Here is a 24,749-nt window from a genome sequence, read left to right as displayed (position 1 = left end):
CGGCAGGTCAGCGGTCGGCGAGTTCGTTCGCAATCGCACCCGAGAGAAGGGTCCGGGCGCGCTCCGTGCTCATCGAGCCACTGTGGATGCGCATCGACAGCCCTTCCACCAGTGACGTCAGGCGCTCAGCAGCGTCAACAGCGTCCTGTGCGGTCAGCTGACGCACAGTCGCGATCACGTCGGCCACGTCTGTCGACCACTCGGCGGTCGTCTCGGCGAGCGGTTCGCGGAGTTCCGGTGTGAAGACGCCGCTCGCGCGGAGTTCGCCCCACGCGATCGAGTTCTGCGCAGTCCCATCGGCGAGTTCCAACTGCAAGAGCGATTCCAGTCGATCCCGAGGATCGGTCTCGTCGCTCGCGCCCTCGGTGTAGTCGACGGCACGTTGGTTGACGTGCTCGAGCGCCGCACGTAGGACACCTGCGCGGTCGGTGAAGTGGTAGTAGAGCGCAGCTGTCGAGACTCCTGCCTGCGCAGCGAGCTTCTCGACGCGTAGACCGCGGACGCCGTCGGCTGCGATCACCCGCACAGCGGCGTCGAGCATCTCGGTTCGCTTGTTCACGCGTGCCACAACGGCTCCTGCTGAGTCGCACAGTGGATCCCGCCGCCGCCTGCCGCGATCCCGTCGATCGCGACGGAGACGACTGAGCGATCCGGGAAGAGTCGGGTGAGGGTTCCGTGTGCGGCAGCGTCAGCATCCGGGTCGCCGAAGTCGGGCATGACCACGGCTCCATTGCACTCGTAGAAGTTGATGTAGCCCGCGGCGAAATCGTCGTCGGCTCCGCTGAATCGAAGATTCGTCGGTGCGGTCAGAATCTCCACCTGAAGCGGTCGGCCGTTCACGTCGGTCGCTTGCCGAAGGATGTCCAGGTGAGTGCGTGTGACGTCGTAGTCGAACGATTCGGGATCGTCGTCCATCGCTGCGACGACGACACCGGGACGGACGAATCGTGCGTAGAAATCTGTGTGGCCGTCGGTGATGTCGTGGCCTCTGATCCCGGGTAGCCAGATCACCTTTGTGATCCCCAGAAGGCGACTCAGTTCGGACTCGACGTCGGTCTTCGAACAGCCGGGGTTCCGGTTGGGGTTCAGCACACACGACTCGGTGATGATCGCGGTGCCCAGCCCGTCGACCTCCAATGCGCCGACTTCCAGTACGAGGTCCGTCGAGATTCGGCGAGCGTCGGCCTCGTGCGTGACAAGGGCTGCGATCCTCGCGTCGCGACTATGAGCCTGCTTGCGTCCCCAGCCGTTGAAGTTGAAGTCGACAGCGGCGAGGCCTTGTGGCGTGTCGACGAACGTCGGACCGGAGTCGCGGATCCACAGGTCGTCGAGCGGCGCCTTGACCAGCGTGATGTCGGCGTCGCTGACGAGTCGCTTCGCGAGCGCCAGTTCGTCTGGGCGAACCAGCATCGACACCGGCTCGAATTGGGAGATCGCGGTGGCCACCGCGAGGAGATCGCGCTGGACCAGTGGAAGCAGTTCCCGGCCCCAGACTGAAGCGCTGGCACCGAATGCCATCCAGGTCCGCCGATGGGTGGCGCCCTCGTCTGGCATCCGTCCGACCTGTGGCTCTGCCGAACTCGACGGGGTTGCAGTGCACCCTGCAACGGCGGCGGCCGCCGCTGCCGCACCGAGCCCAAGGAAGTGTCGACGACGCATCAGAATCCTAACTAACTAAAATTTCAGTCAGTTTAGCAGAGATGCAACTATTGCCGCACGGGCTTGGACCTGCGGGGTCTGTTTCGCGGGATGCGAAACGTCGGCAGCGATTCTGGTCCTCAGCACCGGAATCGCCGCCAACGTTGACGATGTCAGTCGAGGCGGCGGTACGCCTTCACCGCTTTGCGGCCGCGGGCCTCTTCGCGTGCATCGAGGCGGCCGAGGACGAAGTGCGCCTGCGGGCTGAGCGGCGTGTTCCCGCCCACAGCGAGCAGGCGCGCCCGGTTCACGGCGGTGTCGTTGAAGACGCCGAGGTGCGTCTGGATCTGTTTGGCGTAGTGGCCGACTTTGTGCAGCGAGGCACGGCGGAGGGCCTCGGTCGATTCCGCGGTGTACCGAGCCGCTTTGGCGCGCTTGCGGATCGTGTGCAGTTGCTCCACCCAGTCGTGCGACCACACCTCGTGGTCGCGCAACCCCTTCTGGGCTTTGCGCAGGCGCTTGTACGATGCGGCGACGGCCTCGGCGGCCACGTCGCGTGCCGGTCGGTCGGCGTCCGGTCCCTTGACCGGCTCCGCGATCAGGCGGTCGAGATCGTTGAGCAGAGTCAGGTAGCGATGTGTCGACAGCGCGAACCTCATCGATTTGAGGGCCCGCTCGTGGCGGACGCGTTCCCCGTCGACGAGCACCGCGACGAGATCCTCCGGTGCGTTCTCGCGTGCCAGCAGGAGTTCGTTCGTCTCCAACTGCACCTCCAGATCGCGGACGTCGCCGAGAACCTTGCCGAGCAGGCGCAATTCTTCGGAGATCGGGGCCGCGGCCTCGGGAGCGAGTACCTGAGGGTACGAGGTGAGGATTGAGCGCAGCTTGCGGGCCGCGACGCGCATCTGGTGGACCGCGTCCGGGGCGTCGTCGCGGGCGAGGGGGTCGTACGCGACGAGTGCGTCGCGATGCGCCGCGAGATCGCTGATCACGAGGTCGAGAGCTGTCGGCTTCTTCGGCAGCGCGGGCCGGTGGACGTCGGCGGGCTGCGATCCGATGGCCCGAGCCAGCTTCGAGGTGCTCGATGCCTTCCGCGCGCCCGCGTCCTTCAGATACGCCTTGGCGCGCTTGAGGATCGTGGCGTCACCGTCGACAAGCTCGAACTCCCACTCGGCCCACCGGTTGACACCTCCTCCGGGCAGCAGGGATTCCGCGGAGACGACGTCCTCGCAGAACACCGCGATCTCTCGCCCGTCACCGTCGAAGACACTGGTCACGGTGCGGTCCGTGGTGATCGTGGCGACCGGCACCAGTGTGCCGGTGCGCACGATCGCTGCCACCTGTTCGGTCAACGCCGCGGGCACACCACCGTCGTACGGCACCTCGTCGAAGTCGACCGCGAGTTCACGACGGGCGGCTTTCACCGTGGACGGGCGCTTGAGATGCCACCCGCCGTCTGTGCCGCCTGACCGTCGACGCAGGGTGGTTCGGTTGACGGCGAGGACAGTGTCCTCGGTGTCGTAGTAGGTGGCTTCGAGGAGGTAGGTCTGCGGTTCGCCGACCCGACCGTCGGGAACCAGCCCGGACAGGTCGGGTGCGGGGAGTCCCGCGTCGACGTCGAACTTCAACTCGATCTCGAGGGATTCGTGCGCGGCGGGACTCATGATGTGCCTTCAGGCTCGGGTGCGGGCGAAGCGGTCGGTCGCTTCCACCAGATGGTGGACGATGCCGGGTTCGAAGGATGCGTGACCTGCGTCGTCGACCACATGGAGGTCGGCGTCGGGCCACGCGCGGTGCAGATCCCAGGCGCTGCGCATCGGACAGACGACGTCGTAGCGCCCCTGGACGATGACGGCCGGGATGTGCTCGATACGGGCGATGTCGGTCAGCAGTTGGCCGTCCTCGATGAACCCGTGGTTGGTGAAGTAGTGATTCTCGATGGTTGCGAAGGCGAGGTCCTCGGGCCCTTCGTCGCCCGAGTTCGGCCGGGGCTCCAAGTAGCTCGTCATGTTCTCCCACGCCGACCACGCGTTGGCGGCACGCTGTGCGGCCTCACGGTCGTCGCCGGTGAGCAGGCGGTGGTAGGCGGCGACGAGATCACCGGAACGTTCGGCGTCCGGGATCGGCTCCAGGTACCGCTCCCACACGTCGGGGAAGATGTGCGACGCACCGCCGTTGTAGTACCAGTCGATCTCGCTGCGGCGCAGCAGGAAGATCCCGCGCAGGACCAACTCGGTGACCCGCTCCGGGTGGGTCTGGGCGTACGCGAGACCCAGAGTGGAACCCCACGACCCGCCGAACACCTGCCACGTGTCGATGTCGAGATGCTCGCGGATCGCCTCCATGTCGGCGATCAGGTGCTGCGTGGTGTTGACCGACAAGTCGGCGCCGTCGGCGATGTGCGGACGAGACTGCCCGCAGCCGCGCTGGTCGAACAGCACGATCCGGTACTTCGCCGGGTCGAAGAACCGGCGCTGCTGCGGGGACGTCCCGCCGCCGGGGCCGCCGTGCACGAACACGACCGGCTTCCCGTCAGGGTTGCCGGAGCACTCCCAGTAGACCTCTTGACCGTCGCCGACCGACAGATGGCCGGACGCATACTGCTCGATGGGTGGGTACAACGTGCGCATGCGTCCAACCTTATCGGTCACGAGCTCGGCCTATCGGTCAGTAGGAGTGCTCAGGACCTGGGAACGACGCCGATGCGACGTCGGCGGCGTACTGGCGTGCGGCGGTCCGCAGATCGTCGCCGATCGACGCGTATCGCTTGACGAACTTGGCGGTCTTGCCGTGTGTGTAGCCCGCTGCGTCCTGCCAGACGAGCACCTGGGCGTCGGTCTCGTTGCCTGCGCCGATGCCGACCGTCGGAATGGTCAGCTTGCGGGTGATCTGTCCGGCGACGTCGGCCGGGACCATCTCCATGACGACCGCGAATGCGCCGGCTTCCTGGACGGCGATCGCGTCGGCGATGAGCTGGTCGGCGGCGTCTCCGCGGCCTTGGATGCGGTACCCGCCGAGGCCGTTGACGCTCTGCGGGGTGAAGCCGACATGCGCCATGACCGGGATGCCCGCCTGGGTCAACGCGGAGATCTGCGGTGCGATGCGTTCGCCGCCCTCGATCTTGATCGCGTGGGCGCCGGACTCCTTGAACATCCGGATCGACGACTCGAGCGCCTGCTGGGGGCCCACCTCGTAGGTGCCGAAAGGCAGGTCGGCGACGACCATCGCGTGGGGAGCGCCGCGCACCACGGCACGAGCGAGCGGGATCAGTTCGTCGAGCGAGACGGGAATCGTGGTGTCGTAGCCGTACACGACGTTGGCTGCGGAGTCGCCGACCAGGAGGACGGGGATCTCGGCTTCGTCGAAGATGCGGGCCGTGGAGTAGTCGTAGGCCGTGAGCATCGCCCACTTGTGACCTTCGGTCTTCCACTGGGCGAGGTGCTGAATGCGCGTGGCGCGACGGGGGCTCGGGGTGCTGGCCGAACCGTAGACGGATGCTTCCGACATGTCTGCCTCATTTCTGCCTCGAGTCCCGCCTGTGCGGGTACCCGGGTTGGTGTGGACCTCTCGATTCTCCCACCGGCGTCGTACCTCCGGCAGAGGCGATTCGGTGGCATTGATCACATGAGGCGCGGTCTCGAGGGGACACGCGATTCGGCAAAGTGCCGGGTGTAACACGCGCGTAATCGCGGAGCACTAGGGTTCGGGTATGGATCGCCAACAGGAATTCGTGCTGCGCACCCTCGAGGAGCGCGACATCCGCTTCGTCCGGCTGTGGTTCACCGACATCCTCGGATACCTGAAATCGGTGGCGATCGCACCGGCCGAACTCGAAGGCGCGTTCTCCGAGGGCATCGGGTTCGACGGATCGGCGATCGAGGGGTTCTCCCGTGTCTCCGAGGCCGACACCGTCGCCAAGCCTGACCCGTCGACGTTTCAGGTGCTCCCGTGGGTCACCGACGGCCGTCAGCACTCGGCGCGCATCTTCTGCGACATCGCGATGCCCGACGGCACTCCGTCGTGGGCCGACCCGCGCAACGTGCTGCGCCGCCAGCTGAACAAGGCGGCCGACCAGGGCTTCACCTGCTACGTCCATCCGGAGATCGAGTTCTTCCTGCTCAAAGATCTGCCTCTCGACGGCACCCCGCCGATCCCGGCGGACGGCGGCGGCTACTTCGATCAGACGTTCCACGACACCGCGCCGAACTTCCGTCGTCACGCGATCGAGGCTCTCGAGTCGATGGGCATCTCGGTGGAGTTCTCCCACCACGAGGGCGCCCCCGGTCAGCAGGAGATCGATCTCCGTTACGCCGACGCATTGTCGATGGCCGACAACGTGATGACCTTCCGCTACCTGATCAAGCAGGTCGCGTTCAACGACGGTGTCCGCGCCACGTTCATGCCGAAGCCGTTCAGCGAACACCCCGGATCGGCCATGCACACCCACCTGTCGTTGTTCGAAGGCGACACCAACGCTTTCCACAACCCGGACGACCCGATGCAGCTGTCGAAGATCGGCAAGCAGTTCATCGCGGGCATCCTCGAGCACGCGAACGAGATGAGCGCGGTCACCAATCAGTGGGTCAACAGCTACAAGCGACTCATCTACGGTGACGAGGCCCCGACGGCCGCCACCTGGGGTCGTGCGAACCGGTCGGCGATGGTCCGCCTCCCGCTGTACACGCCGAACAAGGCGTCGTCGCGGCGCGTTGAGGTCCGGAGTCCCGACTCGGCCTGCAACCCGTACCTGACGTTCGCCGTGCTGTTGGCCGCCGGTCTCAAGGGCATCGAAGAGGGCTACGAGCTGCCCGAAGAGGCCGAGGACAACGTGTGGGCGCTGACGCCCGCGGAGCGTCGTGCGATGGGTTACAAGGAACTCCCCGGGTCGCTGGCCGACGCCCTCACGCAGATGGAGAAGTCCGAGCTCGTCGCCGAGACCCTCGGTGAGCACGTGTTCGACTACTTCCTCCGCAACAAGTGGGCGGAGTGGGCCGAGTACAGAGGACGCGTGACCCCGTTCGAGCTCGAGAGCTACCTACCGCTGTAGAAGGGCACAGACGTGACGAGTACCGGAGGCCGTTCGGCCGTTCCGAGTCCTGGCCGTCTGGGGCTTCTCGACGACACCGCGCGCGCGGATCTCGCGACGCTGGGATGGTCGAGTGCTGCGACGGTTGATCTCTTGTGGGCGCTGTCGCGGGCACCCGACGCCGACCTGGCGTTGCGGGCGCTCGTGCGGCTCCATGACCGTGAAGGGTCGGGGGACTGGCCGCAGATCGACGCCTTGCTGCGGTCGTCGAAGGCGTTCCGCGGTCGACTGCTGTCGGTGCTCGGCGGGTCGGATGCGCTCGCCGATCACGTCGTCGCCGAACCCGATGCGTGGCGGCTGCTGGTCGACGACGAGATGCCGTCGGCGGAGCAGTCGCGATCCGCGCTGCTCGACTCGATCGGGGCGGTCCGGGTCGACGGGACGTCGGACGACGATCTGCTGTTCCGCGCGGCGATCACCGGACCGGACGCGGTCGCGGCGCTCCGCAAGTCGTATCGAGACCAAGTTCTGATCCTCGCCGCGCACGATCTCGCGGCGACCGTCGAGAACGAGGAGGTCCTCTACCTGCCCGAGGTGGGCGGACGGCTGGCCGATCTCGCCGACGCGGCGCTGACCGCGGCCCTCGCCGTCGCGATCGCCGAAGTGGCCGGCGACAGCCCGCTCGACATCCGACTAGCGGTGGTCGCGATGGGGAAGTGCGGCGCCCGCGAGCTGAACTACGTCTCCGACGTCGACGTCGTTTTTGTCGCCGAACCCGCAGACGGAACCTCGGCCCGGATCGCGGGCGAGATGATGCGCATCGGTTCGCAGGCGTTCTTCGACGTCGACGCGGGACTGCGCCCGGAAGGCAAGTCCGGTGCGCTCACGCGGACCCTCGAGTCGCATGTCGCGTACTACCGGCGATGGGCCAAGACCTGGGAGTTCCAGGCGTTGTTGAAGGCTCGCCCGATGACCGGTGACATGGCACTCGGACGGGACTATGTCGCGGCGACGTCTCCGATGGTGTGGGACGCGTCCGAGCGCGACGACTTCGTCCCCGAGGTGCAGGCGATGCGCCGCCGGGTGGAATCCCTCATTCCCGATGAGCACAAGGCCCGCAACCTCAAGCTGGGCCGTGGCGGCCTGCGCGATGTGGAGTTCGCCGTCCAACTGCTGCAGATGGTGCATGGACGAGTCGACGCATCGTTGCGCGTGCAGTCCACGGTGGACGCCCTGGACGCGCTGACAACCGCGGGTTACATCGGGCGCGACGACGGCGCGAACTTCTCGGCGTCGTACCAGTTCCTCCGTCTGCTCGAGCATCGGATCCAGCTGCAGCGTCTGAGCCGGACCCATCTGCTGCCCGAGCCCGACGACGAGCCCGCGATGCGCTGGTTGGCGCGGGCCGCGCACATCCGTCCCGAAGGAAGCCGTGACGCCGCCGCGGTTCTCCGGCGTGACCTGCGGAAACAGATCACGCGCGTGCGGCAGTTGCATGAGAAGCTGTTCTACCGGCCGCTGCTCGACGCGGTGGCGCGGCAGGACAAGGGGCTCCTGCGACTCACCGACGACTCGGCCAAACGTCAGCTCGCCGCGCTCGGCTACGCGATGCCCGACCGCGCGTTGGCCCACATTCGGGCGTTGGCGTCGACCCCCGGACGTACCGGTGCCATTCAGTCGATGATCCTGCCGGGACTGCTCGAGCACATCTCGGACACTCCCGATCCCGACGCTGGTCTGCTGAACTATCGCAAACTCAGCGAGCAGATGGGCACCACGGCCTGGTACCTGCGCCTTCTCCGCGACGACGGCGTGGTCGCCGAGCGGCTCATGCGGGTGCTCGGGACAAGTGAGTACATCGCCGACCTTCTCATGCGGTCACCTGACGTCATCTCGCTCTACTCGACGGGAGCGACGGGCCCCAAGCTCATCGAGGTCGACTCGGCCGACGTGGCGAAGGGGCTGCGCGCGTCCATGCGTCGTGCGCCGGACCTGACACGGGCGATCGCTGTCGCGCGATCTCACCGTCGCGCAGAGCTCGCTCGCATCGCGTCGGCCGACATCCTCGGACTGATGACCGTCCAGCAGGTGTGCCGGGCGCTGTCGACGGTGTGGGCCGCCGTGCTCGACGCGGCGCTGGAGAAGGTGATCGAGGAGTCGCTGCAGGGTGCGCCCGCACCCGCCCGGCTGGCTGTCATCGGCATGGGCAGGCTCGGCGGAGGAGAACTCGGCTACGGCTCGGACGCCGACGTCATGTTCGTGTGCGATCCCGTCGACGGTGCGGATGAGGCCGACGCCGTGAAGTGGGCGCAGAAGGTGTGCGAGCAGGTCAGGACCATGCTGGGCACGCCGAGCGCCGATCCGCCGCTCGAAGTCGACATCGGTCTTCGCCCGGAGGGGCGGAACGGGCCCGTCGTCCGGACGCTGGCGTCGTATGCGGCGTACTACGACCAGTGGGCGCAGGCGTGGGAGGTGCAGGCGTTGCTGCGAGCTCACACCGTCGCAGGCGATGCCGACCTCGGTCTGTCGTTCCTGCACATGATCGACCGGACCCGTTACCCGGCAGGTGGTGTGTCGCCGGACGCGGTCCGCGAGATCCGCCGCATCAAGGCACGTGTCGACTCCGAGCGACTGCCTCGCGGCGCAGACCCTGCGACGCACACGAAACTCGGACGAGGAGGGCTCGCTGACGTCGAATGGACCGTCCAGCTGACCCAGCTGCGGTACGCGCACGAGTATCCGTCCCTGCACAACACCTCGACGTTGGAGACGCTCGACGCCATCGCGGCGGCCGAACTCGTTCCGGTCGACGAGGTCGAGATCCTCACTGAGGCGTGGCTCACCGCGACGAAGGCGCGGAACGCGTTGGTGCTGGTCCGCGGCAAGCCCGTCGACCAGCTTCCGTCCCCCGGCCGGCAACTGCGTGCAGTGGCCTACGCCGCCGGCTGGCCGCAAGACGAGGCGTCGGAGTTCTTGGAGCACTACATGCGGGTCACCCGACGCGCCAAGGCCGTGGTGCTGGAGGTGTTCGGGAGCTGAGGTCGGCGGTGGCTACCATGGTCGGATGCCTCCGAAGAACCTGAACGAGTTCATCGGCGACCTCGTGACCCTGCCGCTGGCGGCGGCGCAGAAGATCACCCAGCCGATCCTGCAGGCGGCGAACTCGGTAGTTCAACGGTTTCCGCGTGAACTGATCAGTCTCGGTGGTGACGCGGACGACCCGACGGGCAAGGTTGTCTACGACTTCTTCGCCGGCATCGGGCCCGAACTCGCGCATCCAGGGGGAAGCCTGCCCGGCGCCAACCGGTGGGACGATCCGCTCGACCCGGCGCACCCGATTCCGGTGATCCTCGCGCACGGAACGGCTGGCGGCGGCCAGACGAACTGGGGCACCTACGTCCCGTTGCTCACCGAGGCGGGCTATTCGGTGTTCACGCTGACTTTCGGCGCCATCCCCGGGTCGCGGTGGCCGATCTCGGCTCTCGGCGGCATGACGACGATCGAGGAGAGCGCAGCAGAGTTCGGCGCGTTCGCCGAGAAGGTCATGGCGGCGACCGGATCGGACAAGGTACACGTCGTCGGTCATTCGCAGGGCACGCTCGTCCCCAACTATTGGGCACGCTTTCTCGGCGGGCACGACAGGATCGGCAAGTACGTGTCCCTGGCTCCACTGTGGGAAGGCACCACTGTGCTCGACGGGGCGACCGGAATCCTCAGCCGTTTCGGCTTCGACCCCGCCGGGGTGGTCCCGTGCCGTGCGCTACCGCAGATGATGGACGATTCGGAGTTCATCGCCACGATGAACGCCGACGGCGGGCCGTACGTCCCCGGCATCTCGTACACCAACATCTCGACTGTCCACGATGAACTGGTGCACCCGTTCACCTCCGGACAACTCCCGGGACCGGACGGCGTCGACGTCACCAACATCGTCCTTCAAGCCGGCTGTGTGAAAGACCTGTCCGACCATCTCGGCATCTGCGGATCTCCTCGCGCGGCGGCGTTCGTCCTCAACGCGCTCGACGACCATCCGAGCCGAGTGGTGCCGTGCCAGGTTGTTGCGCCCTTCTTCGGTTCGCCGCTGTTGCGGCGCACCGGCGGTGTGCCCGACTTCATCAAACCGTTCGCGCCGTCGACTACACCAGACAGATGAATCTGCTGGTCGGACCGGTGGACATCCTGTCCAAGGACATGTTGGCAGAGAGGTTTCAGGCGTAGGTTCTCACGATCGACCTACACCGAGGAGTCGCCATGGGCCAAGCATCGCACCGGTTCGAGAACGCGGCCGGATTCCTGCAGACGAGGCTGTCGCCGTACCGCGTCGCCGAACTCGCGCACCGTCAATCGCCGCCGACGCCGACGCCGACGCTCCGATATCTCGGCGGAGGCAACGGGTGGCTGCGATTCTCGATCCGGGGAATGGGCGGTGTCACCGAGTACATGACCTTTGTGGTCAACATCGACAGCACGATGGTCGGATGTGACGTGAAGACCGACATCATGTCGTTCACCACGTCGCAGGACAAGATCGGGTTTGTGCCTGCAGGCCGAAAACAACTCGTCGGCTACAAGCAGTACCGGGCATTCTTCGACCGCCTCGCCCGAGAGGTGCTCGCCGAGGACCCGACGGCCCGCGCACACTTCAGTGAAGTGGGTTGAGTCGATGGACAGTCTGATTCCGGTTGTCATATTCCTCGTCATCTTCGGCGTACCGCTGCTTCAGGTGGCGATGTGGTTGTTCGCGTGGAACAAGCTGCGCAACACACCGCGTGCTGAGCTCACCGAGTTCCATGCGACGGCGCGCCAGGACGGTAGCGTTCCCGAACGCCCAGACGGATTCGGGATCCCCGCACCTGCGCCGCTGCCGCAACAGCCTTTCGGTCCAGGCTACGGGCATCCAGGTCCAGGAGCGCCGACGCTGCCGGGCCGGAGCTTGGCACAGTCGATGCCTCAACAGCCGATGCCCCAACAGTCGATGCCTCAGCGGCCGATTCCTCCACAACAGTTCGGTCGCCCGCCGATGCCTCACCCGGCCGGCCCGGCGATGGTCGGCCCGCCTCCGATGGGGCCTCCACCGACGGGATCGCGACCGATGGGACCGCATCCGATGGGGCCGGTCAACGGTGTACCGCCGCGGATGCCCCCACCGCCACCTCCGCCGCCCCCACCGCGCGTGCCCCCGACTCTCTGAAATTCGCCACTCGATCAACCCGCGAGGATGCGCCCGCATCCTCGCGGGTTGCTGTCTGTGGGGCCTTCTACCTGCGTATTCGCGGAACGTTTCGGTGAACCCTTGACAATCGCCGCCGGACGGGTGACTGTGGTCACACCTGAACAAACCGAACGCTCGGTGGGTGAGTGTTCATTCCCTGGAAGGTGACACCCATGACCGATGCTCCTGACCTTACCGAGCTTCTGGCCGACTCCCCGTCGAACTGGGGTAAGTGGGGACCGGACGACCAGGTCGGATCACTGAACTATCTGACCCCGGAGCAGGTCGTGGCCGGCGCGGCCCAGATCCAGAAGGGCGAGCTGTTCACTCTGCAGCGGCTCATCGGTGACCCGAACGGCGATCCGGTGTGGCCCGGCCGTAGCCCCGCCACCCGCGAGATGATCCTGGACGAATCACACTGGGACGAGGGCGGCGACGGGCCGGCCTTCCCGGGCGGACTGCATTACGCCGATGACAAGCTGAACGCCTTCCTCCAGGGATCCACGCAGTACGACGCTCTGGGACACGTCTGGTACGACGGCAAGATCTGGAACGGCTACGACGCCCGCACCACCATCGGCGGCCTCGAGAAGGCCAGCGTCGAACCGATCGCACAGCGGGGCGTCGCAGGCCGGGCCAACCTCCTCGACATGGCGCGCTTCCGCGGCAAGGACTACCTCGAACCGGGCGAGACGTTCACGCACGAGGATCTCATCGCTTGCGCGGAGGCGCAGGGCACGCCGATCGCCAAGCGCGACATCCTGATGATCCGAACGAATCATCTGCAGCTGTTCTTCGAGAAGGGCGATGCGTTCTATGAGGACTTCTGCGAGTCCGGTCTGGTGTACTCGCCTGGACTCGTCGAGTGGTTCCAGGACATGGAGATCCCCAACCTCGTCACCGACACGATCGCCAACGAGGTCACGTTCGATCCGAACAGCGGTGTCGCACTTGTCCTGCACAATGCGCTGATGCGGAACCTGGGCGTCACTTTCACCGAGATCTGCGATCTCGAGAAGCTCGCCGCAGACTCGGCGGACGACGGTCGTTACACGTCGTTCTACGTGGCCGCGCCGCTGAAGATCCACCGTGCGACGGGGTCTCCGGTCAACCCGGTGGCGATCAAGTGACGGTGTACACCGACCGACCCTGGCTCGCGCTCTACTCGCAAGGCCGGCCCGCCGACATCGCACTCGCCAACGAGTCGGCTCTCGCGATCTTCGTGTCGGCGGCCACTGAGGCGGCGGACGCGCCCGCGATCAAGTACTTCGACGGTGTGCTGACCTATGGTGAGATCAACTCCGCTGCCGATGCGCTGGCTGCGTCGTTGATCGCCGACGGATTCGCACCGGGTGATCGTCTGGCGCTCTACGTCCAGAACGATCCCGCATTTGTGATCGGGTTGGTGGCGGCGTGGAAAGCGGGCGGTGCAGCGGTCGCGGTGAACCCGATGAACCGGCAGCGTGAGCTGGCGTATCTCCTCGAAGACTCGGGTGCCGTCGCTCTGCTCGCACTGAACGAGCTCTACGACGACGTCGCGCGCGAGGTGATCGCGGAGGGAACCACCGCGGTGCGGACGGTCGTCACAGTGTCCGCGCTCGACGGGCAGTCACGCGACGATCGTCGTGTGCTCGGTGGACAGACGTCAGACGTCCCAGCCGGAACGTCGTCGCTGACGGCGATCATCGCGGAGCATGACGGGTCGGCTGTACGGTCCGCGGCCGCACCGACGGCGGACGATCTCGCCGTCCTGACGTACACGTCGGGGACGACGGGAAAGCCGAAGGGCGCGCTCAACACTCACGGGAACCTTGCTTTCAACGCACAGACCTATCGCGACTGGATGGGCCTGACCGGAGACGACGTGGTGCTCGGCGTCGCGCCGCTCTTCCACATCACCGGTTTGGTCGGGCACGTGATGATCGCGGCGCTGCTCCGCGCTCCGCTGGTCTTGACTCACCGGTTCGCGCCGGACGTCATGGTCGAGGCGATCCGCGAGCATCGTCCGACATTCACGGTCGGAGCGATCACCGCGTACATCGCACTCGCCGACTCCGGTGGCGCGGAGGCCGGCGACTTCGCGTCGTTGCGGGCGCTGTACTCCGGTGGTGCGCCGATCGCACCTGCGGTCGCCGACCGTCTCGAGAGAGTCTTCGGGGCCTACATCCACAACATCTATGGCCTCACGGAGACCAATTCGCCGTCGCACGCGGTCCCGTTCGGTGTCCGTGCGCCAGTCGACGCCGAGTCGGGGGCACTCTCGGTCGGTGTGCCCGTGTTCAACACGGTGGTTCGAGTGATCGACGACAACGGCGACGACGTTCCCGTCGGAGAGGTCGGGGAGTTCGCGACGTCGGGGCCGCAAGTGGTTCCGGGGTACTGGAACCGACCCGAGGCGACAGCGGAGTCGATGCCGGGCGGCGAACTCCGGACCGGCGACGTCGGATTCATGGACACGGACGGCTGGTTCTACCTGGTCGACCGGAAGAAGGACATGATCAACGCGTCCGGGTACAAGGTGTGGCCCAGGGAAGTCGAGGACGTTCTGTACGGGCACCCGGCAGTCGCGGAGGCCGCGGTCGTCGGTGTGCCGGACGAGTACCGCGGTGAGACGGTCAAGGCGTTCGTCTCGCTCCGGCCGGGAGCGTCGGCGACAGGGGAGGAGATCGTCGAGTTCTGCAAGGCTCAGATGGCGGCGTACAAGTACCCGCGGTCAGTGGAGATCATCGCCGAACTCCCGAAGACTGCCACCGGAAAGGTGCTGCGCCGGACGCTGCGCGACGAGGTCATCGCACGCTCCTGAGCCGATCGCACCATCGACACTCCGCCCGACACTCTCCGTCGGGCGGAGAGTCGTCGGTTCACTCTCCCGCGAGCCGAAGACCGAACTGTCGATAGAGGCGTGCGACCGTCGTGGGATCCGCGGTCGGGTCGAGGCGGCAGACGCTCCCGCACAGGTCGACGACGGCGCGCGCAGTGGCCGACGGATCGTCGACTCCGATCTCGTCGACCAGCCGCTCGACGTTTCGAACCAGTCGGTCCGACGCAGACTGCACTCGTGCCTTGTCGGAGGGATCGACATTCGCCTGATCGGCCAGGACGATCAGCATCACGTCACGACGTGTGGCGGCGAACAGTGCGACCGCTTCACACACATTGCCGAACGACATCGTGGGGGAGTCCGCATCGGCGGCAGCGGCGTCGGTGTGCGCGGCCAGCTCGGCGTGCGCCAGGTCGAACACCGCCGTCAGCAGCGACTGCTTACTCGGGTAGTGGTGATACACGCCCGCCGCGCTGAGGCCGGCCTCCGCCGCGATCGTGCGCATCGTCGCACCGTGATAGCCGACGCCGACAAAACATCGGATCGCCGCTGCAAGCGCAGGGTCGAGGTCGCGGTCGGGAAAGACCCGCCAATCGAATGCCGGAACGGCGTCGTCGACCCGAGTCGGGGAGACGATCTCGGCCAGCGATTCGACGGTCGTCCCCAATTCGGCCGCGATCGTGGTGAGTCGCTCCACGCTGACCGTTGTCTTGCCGGTCTCTATGCCGCTCATCGTCCCGACGCTCACACCGATACGTCGCGCCAGCTCGCGCATCGAGATCCCGGACAGCTCACGCGCCGGCCGGATCATCAGCTGCGCCTGTGTCGGCGGATCGGACATGCGTCAACCGTAGTTGGCCGCAACCGATCTCGGGCGCGACCCGGCCGTGAAACCCCAACGCGGACAGAGTGTCGGAGCCTACAATCGCGGTGCGAGAGCCGACTGTCACTGACGACGCGGAATGAGAGCAGCACGCTGATGATCGACGACGCGGCCGACCTGACGCGGCCGACTTCGGGCCTCGAGATGTTCACCGCGACTGTCGCCGCCGGTGCGGATCGGCCGATGGTCCGATACCTCGACACGACGCTGACGGCGCGAGAGATCGACCTGTTCTCCGATGACCTCGCGCAGCGGCTCATTGATGATGGTTTCGGCCCCGGTGATCGTGTGGCAGTCCTCTGCCAGAACGATCCGGGGTTTGTCGTCGCAGTGATCGCGGCATGGAAGGCGGGCGGGACGGCTGTCCCGCTGAACCCCATGTACACCGAGCGTGAGCTGGCGTTCGCGTTGGTCGACACCGGTGCACGTGCGCTCGTCTGCCTCGACGAGCTGTACTCGGCCGGTGCGGAGCCGATCATCTCCGGCGGAGACACCGACGTGGTGACGGTTGTGCTCACGTCCGCTGACGACTGGCGGTCGGCTCCCGAGTCGCCGAGTTCGGCGCGGATGCCCGGAGCGCCGGCGTCGGACGATCCGGCACTCCTGCTCTATACGTCCGGGACGACCGGCGTCCCCAAAGCGGCAGTCATCACGCACGGAAATCTGACGGCGGCCGCCGAACTCTATCGACTGTGGACGTCGATCACCGCGGACGACGAAGTCCTTGCGATCACGCCGCTCTTCCACGTCACCGGAATCGTCGGACATCTCGCGCTGTCCTTGCGAGTGGGCGCGCCGTTGATTCTGGCTCACCGATTCGACGCGACACTCCTGGTGCAGGCGATGCGCGATCATCGGCCCGCGTTCATCGTCGGCGCGATCAGCGCGATAGTCGCGCTTGTCGACGCATCCGACGGGGCCGACGACTTCCGGTCGGTGAAATGGATGGCGACCGGCGGCGCCCCCGTGTCGGCGGCCGTCGCCTCCCGGGTGACAGCGCGCTCCGGCCGAGAGCTCAGCATCGTGTACGGATTGACCGAGACCACGTCGCCTGCGATCGCCACCCCGATAGGCGAAGTCGGGCGAGTCGATCCGGAGTCGGGCGCACTTTCGATAGGCGTGCCACTCGCCCCCACACGGTGCAGGATCGTCGACGACTCCGGCAGGCCCGTCGGCCCAGGCGTGGTGGGTGAAGTGGAGATCGCCGGACCACAGGTGAGTCCCGGGTACTGGCATGACGGGGCGGTCGTGGACGGCCCCGTCGACGGAGCGCTGCACACCGGCGACGTCGGGTTCTGCGACAGCGACGGCTGGGTGTTCCTCATCGATCGGCGCAAGGACATGATCACCACAGCCGGCTACAAGGTGTGGCCGCGCGAAGTCGAGGATGTGTTGTACCGGCATCCCGCAGTCGCCGAGGCCGCGGTGGTCGGCGTCCCCGACGACACGCGTGGCGAAGTGGTCAGCGCGTTCATTGCTCTCGAGTCCGGCGCCACCGCGACCGTCGCCCAGATCGAGGCGTTCGCCGCGACACAACTCGCCGCCTACAAGCGGCCGCGGCGATTCACCGTCGTCACCGAACTGCCGAAGACGGCGACAGGCAAGGTCCTCAGGCGCGAACTGCGCGGCTGACCCCGATGCACGACGTCAGCTCGCGTCGAGGATGGACAGCGCGAAGACGATGGAATCGCCCGGTTGGATCTTCCCGTCCGGGGTACCGCTCGGGTAGCCGTCCGACGGCGACACCGCGACGGCGACCTTGGCACCGACCTTCTGGCCGACCAGAGCCTTGGTGAATCCAGGCACGAGCTGAGTCGCGGGGTACGAGATCGGAGCGCCCCGAGAGAAGGAATCGTCGAACGTCGATCCGTCACGGCCGGTGACACCCGAATAGCAGAACGTGACGAACGAACTCGTGGTCACCTCGGCGCCGGTGCCGGGAACCAGTGTCTTCACACTGGTCTCGTCGACGGCGAACTTTCCGTTCACCGTGATCAGCGGAGCGTTCTCCGCAGTCGGGGCGACCACCTCGATGGAGCCCTTCGTCCCCTGGAACACCCAATCGGCCTAGGTCGTCGACGCAGGCTTCTCGGTGGGGCACGTCGAGGTGTCCTCGGCGGCGCCGTCCGCGGAGTCCGAGGTGTTCGTGAGACCTGTCGGAGTGCTGTCCGTCGAGGAATCGTCCGACGAACAACCGGCGAGAACCAACGCCGACACCGCGACGGGGACCAGGATCAAGGGCTTGAGCTTCATGATCGGCAAGCGTACCGGCGGCGGGTCGCCGGGCCGATCAGAGGGCGAGGATCTGCGCCTTCTTCGCTTCGAACTCAGCGTCAGTGAGGATGCCGGTGTCGCGGAGCTGACCGAGCTGTGCGAGTCGGGCGAGCTGGTCGTCGATGGCGCCTGCAGTAGGCGCGGGCGCCGGTGCGACCGGTGCGGCAGCCACGACAGGAGCAGGTGCGTGAACAACCGGCTGCGCGGCGGCGGTCGCGTCCTGATGCGCCCATCGCTGCTGCTGGCGGCGCTGAACGCGGCCGTGGACTGAGCTTGCGACGGCGGCACGTGCAGCGGTCTTGAGGATGCCCATGAGTTCGTCTCCTTCGGTCGGGATGGTCAGGCGTCGCCGAGGGCGGCGTCGAGATCGTCGGTGGACACGGGACCGGAGGCGACGAGACGAGCGCCTGCCGCGTTGAATGCGGCAACCACCGGAGCCATCGTCAAGTCTTCGTACACGATGACCGCTCCGACCGAGCCGGGGGTGAGGGCATCGGCGACGGATGCGAGGTCGTCGGCATCGAGCAGGTCGCTTGCGGCACCGTCGAAGTCGCCGAAGTCGAGGCCGTCGACCACGCCGAAGTCGTGTGCGGGGACGGTGGTGACCCCTGCGTCATCCCGGCGGAAGAACTCGATGTCGACGATGAAGACGACACCGGCGTCGACACGCTCCAGCAGAGCGGCGAAGCCTCCGGCGGACACGGCGCCGTCGGGGAACTCGATCACGAGGTAGTCGACAGGGCCGACCGAAGGGCTGTTCATATGCGACACAGTAAACGGTCAGTGGCAGCGTCCGCCCGGAAGGCTGTCGAACTCGGCCTGCAACCACTCCGCGACCTTGTCGAGCGTCGCTGTTCCCGCTTCGAACGTCATCCTCGGAGTGTGGATGCTGGCCGAGACGGCGACTTGCGAACCGTCGTGGAGAGTCACGACGCCGATCTGCCGAACCACGTACCCGCCGTCTGCGTCGGGTCCCCACCCGCCCTTGACGGCGGTCCGTTCGTCCCCGAGTCGTCGGACGCCCCATTCCTGCACATCGGCGACGTCACGCATGAGTTCGAGGATGTGGTCACTGCCCGTCATACACGGAAGGTTCGCCGTCCAGGTGCCGGAGTCGGCAAGCGACCACTGCGTCTCGCCCAGCATCGGATGTGTCGAACCGCGATGTGGAGGCGGGACGGTGACCGTGTCGCCGCCTTCGCGGAGCACATCGGCGAGAGCCTCGGAAGCCTCCGTGGGGGTGCCGAGCGATTTGGTGAGGATCCGGGCGGAGTTGTTGTCGGAGTCGACGACGGCGTTCGCCTCGGTGCGGCTCATGCCGTGCTTGCGTTCAGCAGCCAGACCGAGAGGCGCCTTGATCGTGGACCACGCATCATGGACGGTCTGATCGCCGAACAAGAGCGGCGTGCCGCCTCCGACGGGAACGATGGCCACACCGACCGGGGTTCGGAAGCGGAGAGCGTCGAATGACGCGTTCAGTCGAGCCTCGATGTCAGCGCGCGAGCGTGTGGTCGGCGGGGCGGCAGGTGAGGGACCACCGTGGTCGCGTTGGAGGACAAGGAACACCCCGACCGCGACTGCCACGATCGTGACGACGGCGAGAGCGACGACGATCGGTGTGCGCCGCGACTCGGTGCCGTCATCCGACGGTGCGCGATGCCGTCCGCTCATCTCGTCCCTTCGGTAATCGAACTCTCCACGTGATATTCAGGGTTCGACGCTAGCAGTCTCGTGAGTGTCGGTCCGAATGCGCGGAATGTTAGCTGGCTATGGTGAGGTGTCCGTCACAAGGTGCACGTCGCAGTTTTCCATCGGGTTAACGGCGTGATTCAGGGTCGGTGTGCCTCATGTCGCGACCTTGCGAAACCCCCTCCCAGATCTCGGTTAGTCGACCCTAACTGTTTACATGGGGGACGCCGATCTGCCGAGTGCTGCGCATCACTGTTTTAACTATATGCACCGGTGTCGGCCCGAGATACGCTCTGCCGCATGAAAATTCGGAGACCGGGGATACTCGTGCCGCTTGCGGCGGGACTTCTGCTCCCGCTGCTGCCGACCAACGTCGGGATCACGTCGGCGGCACCGAACTGCCCGCGGGTGATGGAGTTCTCCACCGGAGGAGCGGCGCAGCCCGACGGCATTCGACTCGGTGCGATGGGCAAGTCGGTTCCGGCCGACACGCAGCGAACCAAGGTTCGCTACAGCGCGAGCATCTCGCCGGTCGGGGGCAACATCAGCGGGGCGGAGTCGACTGCGGAAGGTGAACGGAACCTTCGTGGTGCGGCACGTTCGTTCCGCGCACGATGCCCTGGATCGCATATCCGCCTGGTGGGCTTCTCTCAAGGGGCCCTCGTCACCGGCAATGTGTGCAACACCTTCGACTCGGATCCGGTGATGTCGCGCAACACGAGTTGCGTCCTATATTCCGATCCACGTAGGCCTGATCCGGTCCGACCCGGAGTCATGGCGATGCTGCCGTCGTTCGTGCCCGGATTCCCGATGATGGGGCCGCGGCCGCAGACCCGGAACATCCCTGTCACGCAGGTCTGCCAGACCAACGACGGGATCTGTGCGGCGCCCAATCCGGTTCTCGACCCGATCGGGTTCATCAACAACCTTCTCGGCTACCTCGTCTACGGAGCGCACGGCGACTACTTCGCCGCACCGCACACCGTCGACGACGGTCGGCTGCACACAGTCCGGCGTGCACCGTACATCCCGACCGCGGACGTGCCGAGGCCCGCGCCGGGGCTTCCGACGCCCTACGACGTGTTCGACCCTGTCAATCGGCTGCTCATCACACCGGCGCCGATCGCGACGACGTATCGACCGACACCGCTGGCCGCGTACTTCCCGCCGATCGTCGCGTGGGTGCTGCCGCCACGAATCGGTGCCGTTGTGCTTCCTCCGATCGTGGATCTGCAGGCGATCCTCGTCGCGGTTGTCGAGGTGGTCGATGCCGTCGTCGGGACCGTCGCCGACGTCGTCGACGCGATCGTCGTTCCCGAGGTCGGTGTGGCCGAGCAGGTTCCGTTGCCTCCGGTGGTCGTACCCGACGTCCAGGATGCTGAACTGGCGCCGGGGCTGTCGGCTCCTCTCGTTCCGGGGGACGGGGCCGAAACCGTGCTTCCCAGGGTGTCAGAGGTCGCGTCGAACGTATTCGGCCCGACGGCGGGCGACGGTGCCGACATCGACCGGATGGCTGCGCTCGTGGGAGCCCCCGTGGCGGGTCTCCCGATTGATCCGGCGTTCACCGTTCCGGTGGAAGCGCCGCTCGCCGACGCGTGAGGGTCAACCGGCGGCGTGGACCTGCACCTGGGCGAACGTGTCGTCGATGATCTCGGCGAGAGGAGTGGCTCCGTCACTCTGACTCCATGTGCGCAACGCGACGTCGAAGCAGGTCAGGGCCGTGTTGATGGTGATGTCGGCGAGGCGGCGCGGATTGCTGTCGGTGATGGACTTCTCAACGTGCGGCATGAGCGCCACCGCCCATGCGATGTGTCGCTCGAGGTTCTTCGCACGAAGCTCGGAGCTCGACGAGATGATCCGCATGATCTGCTTCCACGAGTCCGCCACCAAGTCCATCTCGACGCCGGCGCCGCGGAACGTGAGCCGCAGCGCCTCCCATGGACTTTCCGGGTGCGAGAGGTAGGCGTCGACGACTGCCTGTGCCGTCGGCATGCGGCTGCCGAACACCACGTCGTCCTTGTTCGGGAAGTAGCGGAAGAAGCTGCGCGAGGAGATGTCGGCGGCCCTGGCGATATCGGCGACGGTCACGGCGTCGTAGCCGTGTTCATCGAACATGTCGAGGGCGAGGTCGGCGAGTGCACACGTCACGGCTTCGCGTGCGCGTGCCCTCATGCCGGTTCCCTCTGGAGTCATGCATCGGAGCCTATCAGTGACAACAACGGCACTCGATGACGTACTTGTCATAGTGTGACAGCGGACGTACGGTGGAGGACGACCACAGTCAACCGTTGAGAGAGGCCAGCCGATGCGCGCCGTCAAATACCCCCAGTTCGGAACGCCGGAAGAGATCCTCGGCGTCGAGGACATCCCGACTCCCGAGCCGGGCCCCGGCGAGGTGCGGGTCCGCGTCGTGCTGTCGCCGATTCACAACCACGATCTCTGGACGATCAGGGGCGAGTACGGCTTCAAGCCGGAACTGCCGGCGCAGGCCGGTACCGAGGCCGTCGGCGTCGTGGATGCGCTCGGCGAAGGCGTCGAGAATCTGGCGGTCGGGCAGCGCGTGGCGACCGGGCAGAAGTTCGGCGCCTGGGCCGAGTTCTTCGTCGCGAAGGCGACAGGGCTGATTCCGGTCCCGGACAACCTGTCGGATGAGGACGCCGCCCAGCTCCTCGCGATGCCGTACTCGTCGATCACGCTGCTCGACCAGCTGAACCTCAGCGCGGGTCAGTGGCTCATTCAGAATGCGGCGAACGGTGCGGTCGGCCGCACGCTTGCTCAGCTCGCAGCGGCCCGAGGTGTCAACGTGATCAGCCTCGTCCGTAGGGGCGCAGGCGTCCAGGAACTGGCCGCCATCGGAATCGATCGTGCGGTCGCGACCGATGAAGAGGGATGGCAGGACAAGGTGCGTGCGATCGTCGGCGACGCGCCGATCATCGCGGGTGTCGACTCCGTCGGCGGTCGCGCGACGGGCGACATGATGCAGCTGCTGGGGGAGAACTCGACGCTCATGGTGTTCGGGGCGATGGAGTCGCCGGTCGTGAAGATCCCGTCGGGCGACCTCATCTTCAAGCAGGCCACCGTCAAGGGCTTCTGGGCCAGCACGGTCAGCGCCACCATGGACCGGAAGCGGAACGCCGAACTCATGGCCGAGCTCATCGACCGCGTCGGCGCAGGCGAACTGACCCTGCCTGTCGAGGCGGTCTACCCCTTGGAGAAGGTCCGCGACGCCGTCGCCGCCAATGCGACCGCGGGCCGTTCCGGCAAGATCCTGCTCAAGCCGTAGTTTTTCGCCGTCTAGCCTGGTGTTTGCTGGCAGCAGCTGACATCAAACACCAGGCTAGAGCTAACTCGCTGACGCTAGGTTTCGCGTCGCGACGATGCTGGGCTGCATCGTTCTGGCGTCGGCATGGGATTGTGCGGGCTGCGAACTTCCGCCACCGACCGGGTGTTGTACGGCTCAACGCAGACAAGTCGACCCGCTCGGCAATCGGGAGGTGATTGCGGAGCGGGTCGACTTCACTGCGTACTCACTGCGGACTGACAGGCAGTCCTAGCAGGTCAGAGATCAGCAGTCGTAGTACAGCGAGAACTCGTACGGGTGCGGACGGATCTGCACCGGCATGATCTCGTTCTCGCGCTTGAGGTTGATCCAGGTCTCGATCAGGTCCTCGGTGAACACGCCGCCTGCGGTCAGGTAGTCGTGATCCTGCTCGAGGCGATCGATGACCGCTGCCAGCGACGTCGGCGCCTGCGGGATGCCCTTGGCCTCCTCCGGCGGGAGCTCGTAGAGGTCCTTGTCGACGGGCTCGTGCGGCTCGATCTTGTTCTTGACGCCGTCCAGGCCGGCCATCATCATGGCGGCGAAGGCGAGGTACGGGTTGCCCGAGCTGTCGGGGCAACGGAACTCGACGCGCTTGGCCTTCGGGTTGTTGCCGGTGACCGGGATGCGCACGCAGGCACTGCGGTTGCGCTGGCTGTAGACCAGGTTGATCGGTGCCTCGTAGCCGGGGACCAGACGCTTGTACGAGTTGATCGTCGGGTTGGTGAACGCGAGCAGCGACGGTGCGTGGTGCAGGATGCCGCCGATGTAGTGACGCGCGATGTCCGACAGTCCGGCGTAGCCCGACTCGTCGTGGAACAGCGGCTTGCCGTCCTTCCACAGCGACTGGTGGGCGTGCATGCCCGAGCCGTTGTCGCCGAAGAGCGGCTTCGGCATGAAGGTGACCGACTTCTGGTTCTGCCACGCCGTGTTCTTGATGATGTACTTGAACAGCTGAACGTCGTCAGCGGCGTGCAGCAGCGTGTTGAACTTGTAGTTGATCTCGGCCTGGCCGCCGGTGCCGACCTCGTGGTGACCGCGCTCGAGCTCGAAGCCCGAGTTGGTCAGGTTGGTCGACATCTCGTCGCGCAGGTCCACGTAGTGGTCGTACGGTGCGACGGGGAAGTAACCGCCCTTGGGGCGAACCTTGTAGCCGAGGTTCGGGGTGCCGTCGGGGTTGGTCGGCGATGCGGAGTTCCACCAGCCAGACTCCGACTCGACCTCGTAGTGGGTCGAGTTCATCTCGGAGCTGAACGAGACGGAGTCGAAGATGTAGAACTCGGCCTCGGCGCCGAAGAAGCAGGTGTCGGCGATGCCGGTCGAACGCAGGTAGTCCTCGGCCTTGCGGGCGACGTTACGCGGGTCGCGGCTGTAGGCCTCGCGCGTGAACGGGTCGTGGACGAAGAAGCTCACGTTCATCGTCTTGGCCTTGCGGAACGGATCGATGCGCGCGGTCGCCGGGTCGGGCAGCAGCATCATGTCCGACTCGTCGATCGACTGGAAGCCACGGACCGACGAACCGTCGAATGCCAGGCCCTCGGTGAAGACGTCTTCGGTGAATGCAGCGGCGGGGATGGAGAAGTGCTGCATTGTGCCCGGCAGATCGCAGAAACGGATGTCGACGTACTCGACACCGGATGTGCGGATTCCTTCGAGCAGCTCTTCGTTCGTGTTGTACACGGTTGGCCTGACTCCTTACTGAACATCCGACCAGAACCTCTGGTCGCATTCCGAGGCCGCCGTGATGCGACGGCACCGGATCTCACCAATGAAATCTATGGAGGTGAGGTTGCCCGTGCGTCAAGCGAATGTTTCCGCCGTGTTACGTCACGGACGACGTGTTACAGATTAGCTGTACTCGGGGCGTGTGCGTGTGGCGTCGGCCAC

Annotated in this window: 22 protein-coding genes; 9 read left to right on the top strand and 13 right to left on the bottom strand. The window is 66.2% G+C overall.

Going from position 1 to position 24,749, the window contains the following annotated elements:
* Positions 1-7 precede the first annotated feature (7 nt).
* From GM1_RS04185 to panB, 5 genes are all read right to left on the bottom strand, one after another.
* Complete coding sequence (locus tag GM1_RS04185) at positions 8-568, bottom strand: TetR/AcrR family transcriptional regulator (RefSeq protein ID WP_008376851.1); 561 nt, start codon at positions 566-568, stop codon at positions 8-10.
* Positions 556-1,659, bottom strand: a complete 1,104-nt coding sequence (locus tag GM1_RS04180; protein WP_040519459.1) for an agmatine deiminase family protein — start codon at positions 1,657-1,659, stop codon at positions 556-558. The genes GM1_RS04185 and GM1_RS04180 overlap by 13 nt, the downstream gene beginning before the upstream one ends.
* Positions 1,660-1,811: 152 nt before the next feature.
* A complete protein-coding gene (locus tag GM1_RS04175) occupies positions 1,812-3,302 on the bottom strand; it encodes a CYTH and CHAD domain-containing protein (protein ID WP_008376849.1) in 1,491 nt (496 codons plus the stop codon).
* A 9-nt stretch (positions 3,303-3,311) separates the two neighbouring features.
* Positions 3,312-4,268 (bottom strand): prolyl aminopeptidase, encoded by a 957-nt coding sequence (pip, locus tag GM1_RS04170; protein WP_040519458.1) that lies wholly within the window; start codon positions 4,266-4,268, stop codon positions 3,312-3,314.
* A 37-nt stretch (positions 4,269-4,305) separates the two neighbouring features.
* Complete coding sequence (gene panB / locus GM1_RS04165; protein WP_008376847.1) at positions 4,306-5,145, bottom strand: 3-methyl-2-oxobutanoate hydroxymethyltransferase; 840 nt, start codon at positions 5,143-5,145, stop codon at positions 4,306-4,308.
* A gap of 202 nt (positions 5,146-5,347) precedes the next feature.
* Between panB and GM1_RS04160 the strand changes: the two genes are divergently transcribed.
* The 6 genes from GM1_RS04160 to GM1_RS04135 all read left to right on the top strand — a co-directional run bounded on the left by GM1_RS04160 (position 5,348) and on the right by GM1_RS04135 (position 14,679).
* Positions 5,348-6,685, top strand: coding sequence for a glutamine synthetase family protein (locus GM1_RS04160; RefSeq protein ID WP_008376846.1), 1,338 nt, complete (start codon positions 5,348-5,350; stop codon positions 6,683-6,685).
* A 12-nt stretch (positions 6,686-6,697) separates the two neighbouring features.
* A complete protein-coding gene (locus GM1_RS04155) occupies positions 6,698-9,703 on the top strand; it encodes a bifunctional [glutamine synthetase] adenylyltransferase/[glutamine synthetase]-adenylyl-L-tyrosine phosphorylase (RefSeq protein ID WP_008376845.1) in 3,006 nt (1,001 codons plus the stop codon).
* A gap of 25 nt (positions 9,704-9,728) precedes the next feature.
* Positions 9,729-10,817 carry an esterase/lipase family protein gene (locus GM1_RS04150; RefSeq protein ID WP_008376844.1) on the top strand — a complete coding sequence of 363 codons (1,089 nt, stop codon included), beginning with the start codon at positions 9,729-9,731 and terminating at the stop codon, positions 10,815-10,817.
* Positions 10,818-10,915: 98 nt separating this feature from the next.
* A complete protein-coding gene (locus GM1_RS04145; RefSeq protein ID WP_008376843.1) occupies positions 10,916-11,323 on the top strand; it encodes a hypothetical protein in 408 nt (135 codons plus the stop codon).
* Positions 11,324-12,049: 726 nt separating this feature from the next.
* Complete coding sequence (locus GM1_RS04140) at positions 12,050-13,006, top strand: cyclase family protein (RefSeq protein ID WP_008376842.1); 957 nt, start codon at positions 12,050-12,052, stop codon at positions 13,004-13,006.
* Positions 13,003-14,679, top strand: coding sequence for an AMP-binding protein (locus tag GM1_RS04135; RefSeq protein ID WP_008376841.1), 1,677 nt, complete (start codon positions 13,003-13,005; stop codon positions 14,677-14,679). Before GM1_RS04140 ends, GM1_RS04135 begins: the two co-directional genes overlap by 4 nt.
* Before the next feature lie 58 nt (positions 14,680-14,737).
* Here the strand turns inward: GM1_RS04135 and GM1_RS04130 are convergent, their stop codons facing one another.
* Complete coding sequence (locus tag GM1_RS04130; protein ID WP_008376840.1) at positions 14,738-15,538, bottom strand: TetR family transcriptional regulator; 801 nt, start codon at positions 15,536-15,538, stop codon at positions 14,738-14,740.
* 138 nt (positions 15,539-15,676) lie between these two features.
* Between GM1_RS04130 and GM1_RS04125 the strand changes: the two genes are divergently transcribed.
* Positions 15,677-17,212 (top strand): AMP-binding protein, encoded by a 1,536-nt coding sequence (locus GM1_RS04125; RefSeq protein WP_008376839.1) that lies wholly within the window; start codon positions 15,677-15,679, stop codon positions 17,210-17,212.
* A 15-nt stretch (positions 17,213-17,227) separates the two neighbouring features.
* On the opposite strand, the gene GM1_RS04120 is transcribed toward GM1_RS04125, so the two are convergent.
* Genes GM1_RS04120 through GM1_RS04100 form a run of 5 tightly spaced genes read right to left on the bottom strand, consistent with a single transcriptional unit; the run spans position 17,228 to position 19,525 of the window.
* Positions 17,228-17,638, bottom strand: coding sequence for an FKBP-type peptidyl-prolyl cis-trans isomerase (locus GM1_RS04120; protein ID WP_008376838.1), 411 nt, complete (start codon positions 17,636-17,638; stop codon positions 17,228-17,230).
* Positions 17,639-17,647: 9 nt separating this feature from the next.
* Positions 17,648-17,833 (bottom strand): hypothetical protein, encoded by a 186-nt coding sequence (locus GM1_RS04115; protein WP_040519456.1) that lies wholly within the window; start codon positions 17,831-17,833, stop codon positions 17,648-17,650.
* Between the two features lie 37 nt (positions 17,834-17,870).
* Positions 17,871-18,167, bottom strand: a complete 297-nt coding sequence (locus tag GM1_RS04110; RefSeq protein WP_008376837.1) for an SHOCT domain-containing protein — start codon at positions 18,165-18,167, stop codon at positions 17,871-17,873.
* 26 nt (positions 18,168-18,193) lie between these two features.
* Positions 18,194-18,616, bottom strand: a complete 423-nt coding sequence (locus GM1_RS04105) for a DUF6325 family protein (protein ID WP_040519454.1) — start codon at positions 18,614-18,616, stop codon at positions 18,194-18,196.
* 18 nt (positions 18,617-18,634) lie between these two features.
* Complete coding sequence (locus tag GM1_RS04100; RefSeq protein ID WP_008376835.1) at positions 18,635-19,525, bottom strand: hypothetical protein; 891 nt, start codon at positions 19,523-19,525, stop codon at positions 18,635-18,637.
* 318 nt (positions 19,526-19,843) lie between these two features.
* Between GM1_RS04100 and GM1_RS21490 the strand changes: the two genes are divergently transcribed.
* Entirely contained in the window at positions 19,844-21,142 is a 1,299-nt protein-coding gene (locus GM1_RS21490; protein WP_223291387.1) for a cutinase family protein, read from the top strand.
* Between the two features lie 3 nt (positions 21,143-21,145).
* Here the strand turns inward: GM1_RS21490 and GM1_RS04090 are convergent, their stop codons facing one another.
* Positions 21,146-21,736 carry a TetR family transcriptional regulator gene (locus GM1_RS04090; RefSeq protein WP_008376833.1) on the bottom strand — a complete coding sequence of 197 codons (591 nt, stop codon included), beginning with the start codon at positions 21,734-21,736 and terminating at the stop codon, positions 21,146-21,148.
* 112 nt (positions 21,737-21,848) lie between these two features.
* On the opposite strand from GM1_RS04090, the gene GM1_RS04085 reads away from it, so the two are divergent.
* A complete protein-coding gene (locus GM1_RS04085; RefSeq protein ID WP_008376832.1) occupies positions 21,849-22,826 on the top strand; it encodes a zinc-binding dehydrogenase in 978 nt (325 codons plus the stop codon).
* 282 nt (positions 22,827-23,108) lie between these two features.
* Here the strand turns inward: GM1_RS04085 and glnA are convergent, their stop codons facing one another.
* The gene (gene glnA / locus GM1_RS04080; RefSeq protein WP_008376831.1) at positions 23,109-24,542 is read right to left on the bottom strand and encodes a type I glutamate--ammonia ligase; all 1,434 of its coding nucleotides are present in this window, start codon (positions 24,540-24,542) and stop codon (positions 23,109-23,111) included.
* Positions 24,543-24,749 lie beyond the last annotated feature (207 nt).

It is taken from the genome of Gordonia malaquae NBRC 108250, from assembly GCF_000344135.1.
In the GTDB taxonomy this organism is placed as follows: domain Bacteria; phylum Actinomycetota; class Actinomycetes; order Mycobacteriales; family Mycobacteriaceae; genus Gordonia; species Gordonia malaquae.
The sequence above is the reverse complement of the archived record's forward strand: the minus strand, read 5'-3'. Positions and strand labels throughout refer to the sequence as shown.